At 46.6% G+C, this 13,431-nt stretch carries 11 protein-coding genes; 9 read left to right on the top strand and 2 right to left on the bottom strand.

Going from position 1 to position 13,431, the window contains the following annotated elements; translation table 11 throughout:
- Nucleotides 1-80 precede the first annotated feature (80 nt).
- The 8 genes from ACE4RR_RS04350 (at nt 81) to ACE4RR_RS04315 (ending at nt 10,727) form a co-directional block, all read left to right on the top strand.
- Complete coding sequence (locus tag ACE4RR_RS04350) at nt 81-1,811, top strand: ABC transporter ATP-binding protein (protein WP_375534172.1); 1,731 nt, start codon at nt 81-83, stop codon at nt 1,809-1,811.
- Entirely contained in the window at nt 1,804-3,651 is a 1,848-nt protein-coding gene (locus tag ACE4RR_RS04345) for an ABC transporter ATP-binding protein (RefSeq protein ID WP_375534171.1), read from the top strand. The genes ACE4RR_RS04350 and ACE4RR_RS04345 overlap by 8 nt, the downstream gene beginning before the upstream one ends.
- 197 nt (nt 3,652-3,848) lie before the next feature.
- Entirely contained in the window at nt 3,849-5,048 is a 1,200-nt protein-coding gene (locus ACE4RR_RS04340) for a galactokinase (protein WP_375534170.1), read from the top strand.
- On the top strand, nt 5,045-6,037 hold the full coding sequence (gene galE / locus ACE4RR_RS04335) for a UDP-glucose 4-epimerase GalE (protein ID WP_375534169.1): 993 nt from the start codon (nt 5,045-5,047) through the stop codon (nt 6,035-6,037). Before ACE4RR_RS04340 ends, galE begins: the two co-directional genes overlap by 4 nt.
- Nucleotides 6,034-7,536 (top strand): UDP-glucose--hexose-1-phosphate uridylyltransferase, encoded by a 1,503-nt coding sequence (galT, locus tag ACE4RR_RS04330; RefSeq protein WP_375534212.1) that lies wholly within the window; start codon nt 6,034-6,036, stop codon nt 7,534-7,536. The genes galE and galT overlap by 4 nt, the downstream gene beginning before the upstream one ends.
- A 14-nt stretch (nt 7,537-7,550) precedes the next feature.
- On the top strand, nt 7,551-8,594 hold the full coding sequence (locus ACE4RR_RS04325) for an aldose epimerase family protein (protein ID WP_375534168.1): 1,044 nt from the start codon (nt 7,551-7,553) through the stop codon (nt 8,592-8,594).
- A 15-nt stretch (nt 8,595-8,609) separates the two neighbouring features.
- Entirely contained in the window at nt 8,610-9,611 is a 1,002-nt protein-coding gene (locus ACE4RR_RS04320; RefSeq protein ID WP_375534167.1) for a LacI family DNA-binding transcriptional regulator, read from the top strand.
- A 168-nt stretch (nt 9,612-9,779) separates the two neighbouring features.
- A complete protein-coding gene (locus tag ACE4RR_RS04315) occupies nt 9,780-10,727 on the top strand; it encodes an agmatinase family protein (RefSeq protein ID WP_375534166.1) in 948 nt (315 codons plus the stop codon).
- A gap of 116 nt (nt 10,728-10,843) precedes the next feature.
- Here the strand turns inward: ACE4RR_RS04315 and ACE4RR_RS04310 are convergent, their stop codons facing one another.
- Complete coding sequence (locus ACE4RR_RS04310) at nt 10,844-11,371, bottom strand: nitroreductase family protein (RefSeq protein ID WP_375534165.1); 528 nt, start codon at nt 11,369-11,371, stop codon at nt 10,844-10,846.
- A gap of 749 nt (nt 11,372-12,120) precedes the next feature.
- A complete protein-coding gene (locus ACE4RR_RS04305) occupies nt 12,121-12,360 on the bottom strand; it encodes a ferredoxin family protein (RefSeq protein WP_375534164.1) in 240 nt (79 codons plus the stop codon).
- Between the two features lie 261 nt (nt 12,361-12,621).
- Here ACE4RR_RS04305 and ACE4RR_RS04300 point away from each other — a divergent pair, with 261 nt between their 5' ends.
- Complete coding sequence (locus tag ACE4RR_RS04300) at nt 12,622-13,380, top strand: SDR family oxidoreductase (protein WP_375534163.1); 759 nt, start codon at nt 12,622-12,624, stop codon at nt 13,378-13,380.
- The last annotated feature ends 51 nt before the right edge of the window (nt 13,381-13,431 follow it).

Raw genomic sequence — 13,431 nt, 5'->3', positions numbered from 1 at the left:
AGATACTTGAAAGTAATCAGCATGAAGACCAGCAATGGACCTGCAGAAAAAAACAGCTGGAATCAAAGGAGGCGGGCCTCATGCGCCGTATTTTTTCATTTTTATCATCATATCGCATTGCGGTAGGGGCCGCATTGTTTTTAATGCTTGTAGAGCTCGCCGTGGAACTTTCACAGCCGCTTTTAATCGCGAGAATAATTGATGACGGAATTGCAGAACAGGATATTGGCATTGTCATGCAATGGGGAGGAGTGCTTGTCGGTCTTTCTCTAATTGCCTTTACGGCAGGTATTTTCAGTTCTTTTTTTGCCTCGCATGTTAGCCAGAGCACCGGATTTGATATTCGGGCTGTGCTGTACAAAAAGGTGCAGGACTTTGCCTTTGCCGATTTTTCAAGATTTCATCAATCTACGCTTCTGACTAGAATGACAAACGATGTGACCCAGATCCAAATGTTTGTATTTATGGGGCTTCGAATACTGTCCAGAGCTCCTTTGCAGGTGATCGGTGGAGTAATTGTTGCATTATTTATAAACGTAAGGCTCGCTCTTATATTTCTTGTTATTATACCGGCGCTGTGTTTTGTTTTATTTTTTCTCATGAAAAAAGCGGCATTCTTTTTTCAGGCGGTTCAGAGAAAGCTTGATAATGTCAACAATGTCATGCAGGACAACCTAGCGCGCATCCGTTTAATTAAAGCATTTTTACGTAAGGATTTTGAAAAAAAGCGGTTTACCGGTTCAAACGAAGAGCTGCGTGACCGTACGAAAACGGCGCTGCGGCTGGCGGAAGTGACCATGCCGCTCATCTTCCTGGCGATGAACGGGTCCATTCTGGCCATTCTTTGGTTTGGAAGTATTCAAGTACAGGCAGGCACGGCCAGCACCGGAGACATCGTTGCGATTATTAATTACGCCACGAGGATGATGGGAGCGATGTCCATGTTTTCGATGATTATTATGATGACCTCCCGTGCCCGTGCTTCTTCAGATAGGATTGGCGATGTACTGGATGCCGATACGAGTGCAGCTGATATGGAATTTGGAAAAGCAGAACGAACTCCTGCCTCTGGAAGCCTCCGTTTTGAGAACGTTTCCTTTCGTTATCCAGAAACAGAAACGGAGGTTCTGCAGGACGTCAGCTTCACGGTCAATGACGGAGAGCGGGTGGCAGTGATGGGGGCGACCGGTTCTGGGAAAACCACTCTCTTTCAATTGATTCCAAGGCTTTATGAAATAGAAACCGGCCGAATATTTATTGATGATCTGCCGATTCGCGATATCGCTGCCGGAAGACTAAGGCGTAAAATTGGAATTGTGCCGCAGGAGTCATTGCTGTTTACCGGCAGTGTACGCGATAACCTTCGCTGGGGAAAAACAGAAGCTACTGATCAGGAAATGATACAGGCTGCAAAAGCTGCGCAGATTCACGAAACAATTGCAGAGCTTCCACGTCAATATGATACGAAAATTGGCCAAAAGGGCGTGAATCTTTCCGGTGGACAGAAACAGAGGCTTTCGATTGCAAGAGCACTGCTGCGGGAGCCTGAGATTCTGCTTCTCGACGACAGCACGAGCGCACTCGACGCAGCAACCGAAAAGAAGTTAATGGAAGCACTCAGCGATTATGAATGCACGACGCTGCTCATTACCCAAAAAATTCATACAGCGATGAGTGCAGACCGGGTGCTGCTTTTTGAGGATGGTCGGTTGCTTGATGAGGGCTCCCATGTGGAACTGCTCGAAAGATCCGACCTGTACCGGCGCATGTATCAGTCGCAGTCAGGGGAGGGGGAGCGGAAAAGTGTTTAACTCATTAAAAGAACCATTTACGTACCCGAAGGAAACGCTCGACCGTCTATTGGAACAAGAGAGCCGCGCCATGTCTGCCAGGAAGCGTAAAACAAAAGACTGGAAAGCCACAATAATTAAGTTATGGAAGTATTTATCAATGAGAAGAGGCCGTCTTACACTTGTGCTTGTGATGGTATTTTTTAGTTCTGCCTTTGCCCTTCTCGGCCCCCTGCTTGTCGGGCGGGCAGTTGATAATTTCATTGTCGAGCAGAGTTTTGCAGATCTAGGGTTGTTTTTGCTCGGCTTAGGAGGTATTTATGCGCTTCATGCCGTCTGTGTGTGGCTGCAGCATTTCTGGATGGTCGGCGTCGCCCAGCAGACAGTGTATCAGATGCGCAAGGACTTGTTTGACCACCTGCATGATCTGCCGGTCGCTTACTTTGACAAAAAACAATATGGCGAACTAATGAGCAGAGTGACTAATGATATTGAAAACGTGAGCAACACACTGAACAGTTCGGTTATCCAGATCTCACAAAGCGTGCTCACCCTTGTCGGAACGATTGCGGTAATGCTATGGCTGAGTCCTTTATTAACAGTGATTTCACTTGTGATTGTACCAGTGCTTTTCTTTGGAATGAAATGGATCACGAAGCGGACCGGGAGGCTGTTTAAAGCCCAGCAGCGCCACCTCGGCGAGCTGAACGGCTATATTGAAGAAACGATCTCCGGTCAACGGGTTATTAAGGCTTTTTCTCAGGAAGAGTGGGTAAAAGCAGATTTCATGAAAAAAAACGAGCGTCTCCGAACAGCAGGGTTCTGGGCGCAGACATTTTCGGGCTTCATCCCGAAGCTGATGAATATGCTCAACAATATGGGTTATGCGATGATTGCCCTCGCCGGCGGCATTTTAGCGATTCAAGGGGTGATCACCATCGGGGTCATTGTTGTATTTGTAGAATATGCCCGGCAGTTTACGAGGCCGCTGAATGATCTTGCCAATCAGTTTAATACGATACTTTCTGCCATTGCCGGGGCGGAGCGGGTGTTCGAAGTGATTGATGAGAATAAAGAAACGGAAGAAACTGGGCGGACTCTGCCTGTGGTTATTCAAGGAAATATTTGTTTTGATCAGGTCTCGTTTTCGTATGACAAAGAAGAATCTGAAACCGTGATAGATATTACTTTTTCCGCTGAAGCCGGTGAAACGGTAGCATTTGTAGGAGCAACCGGAGCCGGGAAAACCACCTTGATCAATCTGCTTTCACGGTTTTATGAGCCGGACTCCGGCAGTATCCTGCTGGACGGAAATAAACTCCGCACCATTAAACGATCGGAGCTGCGCAGACGGATGGGTTTCGTTCTCCAGGATCCGTTTTTATTTCAAGGTACGATCCGTGACAATATTCGGTACGGCCGTCTTGAAGCCAGTGCTGAAGAGATAGAGGAAGCAGCGCGTCGGGCAAATGCTCACCGTTTTATTAAGAAGCTTCCTCAGCAGTATGATACAACACTCAGTGCTGACGGTGGCGGCATCAGCCAGGGCCAGCGCCAGCTCCTCTCCATTGCACGGGCACTGCTCGCTGATCCGGATATTCTCGTGCTTGATGAAGCAACAAGCAATGTGGATACGATTACAGAAATGAGTATACAGGAAGCATTGCAGCGCTTAATGAAAGGCCGCACCAGCTTTGTGATTGCCCACCGGCTGAATACCATTCAGCGTGCTGACCAGATTATTGTACTTGACCAGGGCCGCATTATCGAAAAAGGCTCGCATGAGGAGCTCTTGAAGGGTAAAGGGGCGTATTATGCGCTTTATGAGAGTCAATGGCGCCAGACCGAGTCAGGGAGCTGAAGCAGGGTGGAGGGTTTAGGAGAAACACCAAAAGCGAACAAAATGTGGGATTTTTGTTGGGGCCTGGCCCCCCACAAAACGGGGGGCCAGGCCCCAATGATTTTAACTAAAATTTTTACTAAAATATAACTTGTTTTTTTACTTGCTCTCTTTTAAAATAAAAAGCAGTAGATCTGAAAGCAGGAAGGATGAGCAGGTTGATTAATCAGAAATTGCAAGCGCTTAAACAAACGTTTGACCAACAGTTTCAAAGCGAGAAAAAGCGGGACAAACGTTTATTTTTTGCTCCGGGACGGGTGAATTTGATCGGAGAACATACTGACTATAATGGGGGATTTGTATTTCCCTGCGCAATTACAAACGGAACATACGCCCTCGCCGCGAAACGAAATGACAACCAAATCAGAATGTATTCAATGAATTTTGCCGCAGCGGGTGTGAAGAAGTTTTCTCTTCAGCAGCTTGATTATAATCAGGAAGATGATTGGGCCAATTATCCAAAGGGAATGCTTGCGAAATGCATCCAAGCCGGCCAAGAAATTACCAGCGGATTTGATGTTGTGTTTTATGGAAATATTCCAAACGGTGCCGGATTATCATCGTCAGCTTCCATAGAGCTCGCCACCGGAGCGATGCTGCAGGGTCTGTATGAATTAACAGTCGACCGTGTAAAAATGGCAAAACTCGGACAGCTGGTGGAAAATGAATTTATTGGAGTAAACAGCGGAATTATGGACCAATTTGCGATCAGTATGGGGAAAAAAAATCACGGCATTCTTCTTGACTGTCATTCGCTGGAGTACGAATATGCACCTTTGAATTTTAAAGACTACTCTCTTTTAATTATGAATTCGAACAAGGAGCGCACGCTTGCTTCGTCGAAATACAATGAGCGGCGGGAGGAATGTGAAACAGCACTCCGCCTGATTCAGCAGGAAAAGCAGGTGGAAGCACTCGGAGAGCTTTCGGCAGAAGCGTTTGAACAGGTGGAGTATCTTCTGAAGGAAGAAGCTGTGCGAAAGCGGGCACGCCATGCAGTAACTGAAAATGAACGCACAAAAGAATCACTTCGCCAGCTCAAAGCCGGGAATCTAGAAGGGTTTGGAAAGCTCATGAATGAATCGCACATGTCGCTCCGCGACGATTATGAAGTCACCGGCCAAGAGCTGGATACCCTTGCAGAGGCGGCATGGGAGCAGGATGGAGTCATCGGAGCCAGAATGACAGGAGCTGGCTTTGGGGGATGTGCGATTGCAATCGTGGAAAAAGACAAAACAGAGCAGGTCAAACAGGCGATTCAAAAAATTTACAAAGCACGCCTCGGTTATGAAGCTTCTTTTTACGAAGCCGCAGCCGGAGATGGAGCAAAAGAATGCACAGAGGAGGTCATGACATGAGTGTTCTAGCACTTGGTGGAGCAGGCTACATTGGCTCTCATGCAGTTTATCAGCTGCTTGATAGGGAAAGAGAGGTCGTTGTCGTAGATAATCTTCAGACAGGACACCGGGAAGCGGTACCGGCAAATATACCATTTTATGAAGGAGATGTGCGCGACCGCCAATTTTTAAAGGAGGTTTTTGCGAAAGAACCAATAGATCAGGTTATGATGTTTGCCGCAAATTCTCTTGTCGGTGTATCGATGAAAGAACCGCTTCAGTATTTTGATAACAATGTATATGGCACGCAGGTTCTTTTAGAAACGATGGTCGACGCAGGAGTCAGTGATATCGTGTTTTCCTCGACAGCGGCGGTCTACGGAGAGCCAAATCAAGTGCCAATCAAGGAATGCGACCCGGCAATGCCGCAGAATCCCTACGGAGAAACAAAGCTTGCCATGGAGAAAATGATGAAATGGTGCAGGGAGGCCCACGACCTTCGCTATGTGTCACTGCGTTACTTTAACGTGGCGGGGGCCAGGCCCTCCGGTGCGATCGGTGAAGATCATGATCCGGAAACTCATCTGGTGCCGATTATATTGGAGACGGCGCTTGGGAAACGGAAGTCGATTACGATATACGGTGATGATTATGATACAAAGGACGGCACATGTATCCGTGACTACGTTCACGTCGAGGATTTAATTGATGCTCATATCCGGGCACTTGATTATTTAAAAGACGGCGGGGTAAGCGATGTGTTTAACCTCGGCAGCAGCACTGGATTTACGGTGAAAGAAATAATAGGCGCAGCACGTGCGGTGACGGGAAAAGAGATTCCATCAAAAATCGGAGAGCGACGACCAGGCGACCCGACCAAACTGATCGCTTCCCCGGAAAAAGCAAAGGCAGTACTCGGCTGGAATCCGAAGCGGACAGACATTGACACCATTATTGAAGACGCCTGGAATTGGCATCATCATCATCCGGACGGTTACGGAGGCCGATGAACATGAACCAATCTCAGGTGTGTACATGGATTGAATCACTTGTTCAGCACGCGGGCAACCGCGGTATGATCGCTGCGGAAGATCGTGTTTACGCACGCAACCAAATCATGCGGGAGCTTCGTATCAATGACTTTGTACCGGATGTATCAGAAAAGCCTCCTTCCTCGATCCCGGAGATTCTCGAGAAGCTTGAGGATTACGGTGTGGAAGAAAGGTTGATCGGCCAGCTGCTTGACGAAAGAGAGCAGCTCAGTGCCGCCATTATGAATGTGTTCATCCCACAGCCCTCCGTGGTCAATGAACGATTTTATAAGAAATATGAAAAAAATCCGGAGGAAGCCACTGATTATTTTTACCGGCTCAGCCAGAACAGCAATTATATTCAGACGAAACGAATTTCTAAAAACATTCAATATAAGCTGGAGACGGATGTCGGCGAGCTCGATATTACAATCAATTTGTCCAAGCCGGAAAAAGATCCGAAGGAAATCGAGAAAGAAAAACAGCTGAAAAAAGCGGCATCGTATCCTGCCTGCCTTCTCTGCGTGGAAAATGAAGGGTATCCCGGAAGAATCGGTCATCCAGCGCGATCAAACCACCGCACCGTGAGAATTGCACTTGGCGGTGAACGCTGGCATCTTCAGTATTCTCCTTATGTTTATTATAATGAACATTGTATTTTACTGGCGGAGCAACACCGCGACATGAAAATCAGCAAAGACACCTTTTCGCGTCTGGTTGGCTTTGTAGAAAAGTACCCCCATTACTTTATGGGCTCCAATGCTGACCTGCCGATTGTAGGAGGTTCCATACTTTCTCATGATCATTATCAGGGCGGCCGTTATACGTTTGCGCTGGAGAAAGCAGAAGATGAATTTTCTTTTGAAATTCCCGGTTTCTCTTCGATTGCAGCAAGCGTCGTAAAATGGCCGATGACCGTGCTGCGACTACGTTCTTACAAAAAAAACCATTTGATTGAGGCGGCCGAGCGGATCCGAACAAAATGGAGTGAGTACAGTGATTCCGACCGTGATATCTTGGCATTCAGCGGAGAAACACCTCATAATACAGTGACTCCTATCGTCCGTCAGAAGGATGGCATGCTTGAAATTGATCTTGTTCTCCGCAACAACCGAACGAGTGTGGAGCACCCATACGGTATTTTTCATCCTCATGAAGACGTGCATCATATTAAAAAAGAAAATATCGGGCTGATAGAAGTGATGGGTCTAGCGGTCCTGCCAAAACGCCTTGAGCAGGAGCTTCGTTTAGTGGAAAAATACCTGCAGGGTGCTGTCGATACGGTGGATGATCATCATGCTGAGTGGGCGCAGCAATTAAAGGAAACTTTAAAGAAGCCAGTTGATAAAAAACGAGCCTCAGCGATTGTGCGCGAGGAGACAGGCAGAAAATTCCTGCGTGTTCTTGAGGATGCAGGAGTTTTTAAATGCACTTCAGACGGACGCGAGGGGCTTTCACAGTTTATATCTGCGTTGTAGAAAGGAGAAGGAACATGATTAAAGAAGAACAGATAGACCTCTGGAACGGTCACCCGTTAATGCAGGTGACTCTGGAAAACAAACAAGGAATGCGTGTCGAAGCAATAAATTATGGCTGCCGTATTACAGGGCTTTATGTTCCGGATAGAAACGGCGTCGTAGAAAATGTTGTGCTTGGTTATAAGGACGCGGCTGAGTATCAGACGGACCCCTCCTTTTTTGGAGCGGTCGTCGGCAGGGTGGCCGGCAGAATACCGAATGGGCGTATGCAGCTAAATGATGAAAATTATCCACTTGTGCTCAGTGAAGGAAATCATCACCTTCATGGGGGCGAAAAAGGGTATGGTAAAGTAATGTGGAATGTAGAGACAGAGCAGGCTGACGACGCAAGTAAGGTTCATTTTACGTACCACAGTCCGGATAAAGAGCAGGGCTACCCCGGGGCTGTCGAAGTGAAGGTGACGTATAGTCTCGGTGAAAACGGTACCTTTTCTATCCTATATGATGGGATCTCTGATCAGGATACGTGGCTCAGCCTGACGAACCATTCCTATTTCAACTTAAGTGGTTCAATGAAACGCAGTGTAGAGAAGCATGAGCTTAATGTGCCGGTCGAATCTATTTTTGAGCTCGATTCCGAGCTGATCCCAACCGGGCAGGTGCTTGCGGTGGAAAATACGCCTTATGATGTGCGGGGCGGAAAAAGGTTAGCCGAAGCATTTCAACAGGATCATCCTCAGATTGCTGTCGCGAGCGGCGGATTTGATCACTTTTTTATATTCGAAAAAGAAACAAGTCAGCCGGTGGTCCTGAAGGATAAGGAAAGCGGCAGGGTCATGACCATGAGAACGACTGAACCCGGAGCGGTCATATATACGGCAAATAAAACAAATAACAGCTTGACGTTAAAGGATGGGCCGGGTTTCCGGTACGCGGGGATCTGTCTGGAAACGCAGCGGCTGCCGGAGATGTTCCGTCATCTCGAACGTCCAACGTGTTTTTTGAAAGCAGGCGAACGCTACCATGCGGAAACATCGTTTACGTTTACGGTGGAGTAGCAGGAAGGTGACTGAATGGCAACGATCAAAGATATAGCAGAGAAAGCGAAGGTGTCGATTGCTACGGTTTCGCGTGTGTTGAATTACGATGAAACATTATCGGTCGCAGAGGAGACGAAAAAGCGGATTTTTGAGGCAGCGGAAGATCTGGCCTACACAAAAAAGCGCCGCAGGAAGCCATCCTCGCCGACAATTGCCATTGTTCATTGGTATACGGAAAAAGAAGAGCTTGAGGATTTATACTATATGTCCATCCGGCTTGGCGTGGAAGAGCGCTGCCAGGCCGAGCAGGCAAACTTCGTGAAGTATGTATACGATGAGTTTCTTGAAGTGGACACGGAAAAAATAGAAGGAATAATTGCGGTTGGAAAATTTAACGCAGTACAGGCTGGGTTACTGGCAGAGAAAGCCGGCTATGTAGTTTTTGTAGATTCGGACCCGGACAGCGAACGTTTCGATGCGGTGGTTGCCAATTTTGCCCGTGCCACGGAGAAGGTGCTGGATCATTTTCTCGCCGGCGGACACGAACGTATTGGTTTTATTGGCGGGCAGGAAAGCTACCGGAATGAAAACCAGCCGATTGAGGACGCCCGGGAGGCCGCATACCGAACTTATGCGAAGGAGAAGGGTTTTTTGAATACAGGTCTGATATTAAAAGGGGCATTTTCGGTTCAGGAGGGGGAACGGTTAATGAAAAGGCTGCTCACAGAACAGGCTGGCTCCCTCCCGACTGCTGTGTTTGTGGCCAATGACACAATGGCTGTAGGATGCCTGCGTGCCCTGCACGGTGCAGGGGTCAAGGTGCCCGGAGAAATGAGCCTCATCGGAGTCAATGACGTCAGTATTTCCAAGTATCTGTTCCCGGCGCTCAGCACAGTAAAGGTGTATACAGAGCTTATGGGGGAGACAGGCGTGGACCTTCTGCTCGATCGGATGACAAATGAGCGGACGATCAGTAAAAAGGTAGAAGTAGCGACCACGCTGGTGCTGCGAGACTCCAGCGGAAGCCTGGTGTAAAAGCATCGGCTTCTTTTTTTGATTTTTTAAATATGGCTCAGCTGAACCAAGAATGTTCAAGAGATAAGAGCTCTCAAAAGAGACTTTACGAAAACTGGAAACAAGCTTAGAAAATAATGTACGATAAATAAGGAGATACGTTAAATTTTCAGCTTGAGGAGGATGAACATGGAGCAGCAATTTGTGTATGGAAACACGCCTTGTTTTTTAAATAGTAAAAAAGTAGCTGCCAAGAATGCCGGGCAGGTGGATGCTGTCGTTTATGGAGTGCCATGGGAAGGCGGGGTCACCTGGGGGAATTATACGAGCTGCGAACTTGGGCCGAAATCAATGAGGCTTTCTTCCGGCCGCTATTCTGGATTTTTGCCGGAGCTGGACGGGATTGATGTATTTGAGCATTTGTCCCTTGGAGATATCGGGGATATTACCATTAATTGGAATAACTCCGAGGAAACAATGGAGTGGATTACAGAGTTTACCAGGAAAAATCTCTGGAGTCATAATGTTTTTCCGATCGGACTTGGCGGTGATCATAGTATCACCTATCCAATTATCCGCGGACTTGTGGAGGAACGTGGCCAGAAGGTCGGCATCATTCACCTCGATGCCCATTACGACAATGCGATGTCTTTCGGTAAGGACAAATTTGCTCGGAATACCCCGTTTGCGAGGTTGTACGAACTCGATGGCGTCCGGAATGAAAGTTTGATTCATGCGGGCATCCACGGGCCGCGAAATAAACCGGAAAGCGGCCGTTTTGCGAAGGAAGCAGGGGCTGTGACGATAACGTCCAGGGATATACGTGAATGCGGGGACATTTACCGGATGGCGGATGAAATCTACGCAAAGGCGAGCCAGGATGTTGATGTAGTGTATTTATCGATTTGCAGCGATATTCTTGATTATGCATTTAATCCGGGCGGGCCGCCGGATGCAAATGGTCTTACTTCTTACGAGCTTCTGACTATGATTCATGAATTCGGAAAGAAAGGGCTCGTCGGAATGGATTTTGTTGAGGTGTATCCAGAAACAGATGTGAATCAGTTTTCTGCCCATCTCGCTTCGACAGTAGTGCTGTATACGTTGGCAGGAGTAGCGCTGAATAGAAAGAAATGATTGATTTTGTGGGGCCAGGCCCCGCCCAAAATCCCACAATGAGTTGACATAATATCAAAAGGTGTCGTTTCTGCGTACAGGGGGCGGGGCCTTGCTCTATCGAATAAGAAACCGAATTACCCGCCAAATATTTCATAGTGCAGCAGTTCACTCTGATCCGGCGGGCTTTTTGGTGCTTTTTCTTCTGCAGGATACCCCATACCAAGAATAGCGAGTATTTTTCGGTCTGCTGGTATGTGAAGAGCCTCGCGCACATATTGTTCGCGTTTTGCGGATTCAGCTGCATCCTGTGCATGATAAATTGCGCCGAACGCGGCTCCAAGACCTTCGTCAACGGCAGCGAGCCATATGTAGCTGCATGCAATGGAAGCGTCCTGAAGCCAATATTTACTCACATCAGGACGCCCTGTAACGACAATAGCTGCCTTCGCTTTTTTCAGCCACGGCACGAACGGCGTGGCACCTTCTAAATGTTTTAGCATTTTTTCACTGCGTACGACAATAAACTCACGTGAGGGGAGGTTGTTTCCTGCTGGAGCCAGCATGGCAGCATCTTGAATTCTTTTCATGACCTCATCAGAAATCAGCTCATCCTTATAATCTGTGATTTCACGCCTTTTTCTGGCTATTTCTTGAAATTCCATCGGATGACCACCCTTTCATTCAATTTAAATAGGAGTATAACATACATATTTAAAGATACAGAAAAACCAAACGGCCGCCGGGGGGTTATCCGGCGGCCGTCTGGCAGTGGCACAATTATGGACAGCAGGTGGTGTCCTGGTGTGTCCTATAATCGAGGTATGGGGTGGGGTAGTTAATGTATACCCCATCAAAACAAAAATAATCGCTATTTTTTATAAAATTTCGATTTGAGTCTTTTTCCCTATTCAGTGATTTGTTAATATGTCGAGTTCTATATTCTTGTAAAAGCCAGGTTTTTCGATAAGAATCCATACGCTTTCACCGCCACATGTCCCCAGACCTCTTCCATCGGTTCAACTGCTGCTTTTTCCGTACAACTGCTGCATTCCACTGCTTGGACTTCATGGGTGGTTGACGATAGCGTAAAAGTAGTTCGTAGACTGGATGCACAAGGGATTCCGTTATTTAATAAAAAAGCTATGTATTTTTGAAAGTTTGGCGGACATCAGGTTTGCTATTTGCCTGAATGGCGGCTGCTATGGCTATCTTTTTGTCCAATAGCGGAAGACAAGTCCGGCAAAGAAGAAAAAACGGGCCATTTTGAACAATTAACGTAACCAGTGTCCGCGGACATTCGAAGAAATACGCAGAAATATCAATTGCAGCTAGACTGGCTTTTTCTTGTATGGCTGAAACGAGAAAATCCGACCGCTTGGGCCGGATAACATACGATATGAAGCTGTACTGATTACGTTGTGCCGTAAAATTCCTTTGCTTTATCGAGAAAGTGCTCTGTATCTGGAGTTAATTCTGTATCCTCGACAATAGCCTCTACAGGGCAGACAACGACACAAGCACCGCAGTCAATACAGACGTCCGGATCAATAAAAAATTGTTCCTTTCCCTCATCGATACAGTCCACTGGACATACATCGACGCAATCGCCAGCTTTTTCTCCGATACATGGTGATGTAATTACAAAAGCCACACGTTCCACCCCCTTTAGATGTGTTTCGGGTACACCCTGACTAAGGGTTAGTGTCATTATATCATTTCTTGCCACTTTACCCGAAATCTTCTCACATTAAATCTCTTATTTTATAGTATAAGCAAAGCGTGCTTATGACCACGTTCATCATCAATTAAATTTTTTTTCATATATATACAAAAAATTGAAAAACTATTTCTTTCGTTGAGAAAATAACGTATACTTGTAAATAAATATTTTTTCAAAAAAAGGGTGTTTTTTATGAAAAATTTATTCGATCTTACCGGAAAAACTGCTGCTGTTACAGGATGCACAAGAGGAATCGGAAAAGCTGCGGCGATCTCTTTAGCCGAAGCTGGAGCAGATGTCGCTCTGCTGCAAAGAAATATAAATCAGTCTGATACTAAGCTGGAAATTGAAGCACTCGGCCGAAAGGCGACAATCATTCCCTGCGACCTTAACGACAAGAAACAAGTAAAGGATGCCGTTCCTGCTGTGGTTAATGAGTTTGGAAAAATAGATATTTTAGTTAATAGCGCAGGCATACAGCGCCGTTCTCCATCTGCAGAATTTCCAGAAGATGATTGGGATGAAGTATTAGATATTAATTTAAAAACTGTTTGGCTTCTCTGCCAGCAGGCGGGAATACATATGCTTGAAAATAAAAACGGAAAAATTATTAACCTCGCTTCTCTGTTATCTTTTCAAGGCGGTGTTACTGTACCTGCCTATGCTGCTTCCAAAGGCGGAGTCGCTCAGCTCACCAAGGCACTCGCAAATGAATGGGCCTCCCATAACATCAATGTAAATGCGATCGTGCCGGGCTATATTGCCACGGAGATGAATACTGCACTCATTAACGATTCTACGAGAAATCAACAGATACTAGACAGAATACCGGCCGGACGATGGGGCGAACCTGAAGATTTTAAAGGATCTGTCGTCTATCTTGCTTCAGCTGCATCCAATTATGTGCATGGGCACCTGCTTTCTGTAGACGGAGGTTGGATGGGGAGATAAAAAAATATGAAAAAAGGACTGGGAAAAACCCAGTCCTTTCTATAAAATAGA

The sequence above is a fragment of the Alteribacillus sp. HJP-4 genome, assembly GCF_042139015.1.
GTDB lineage: Bacteria > Bacillota > Bacilli > Bacillales > Marinococcaceae > JBHIKY01.
This window is presented reverse-complemented; position numbering and strand designations above follow the sequence as displayed.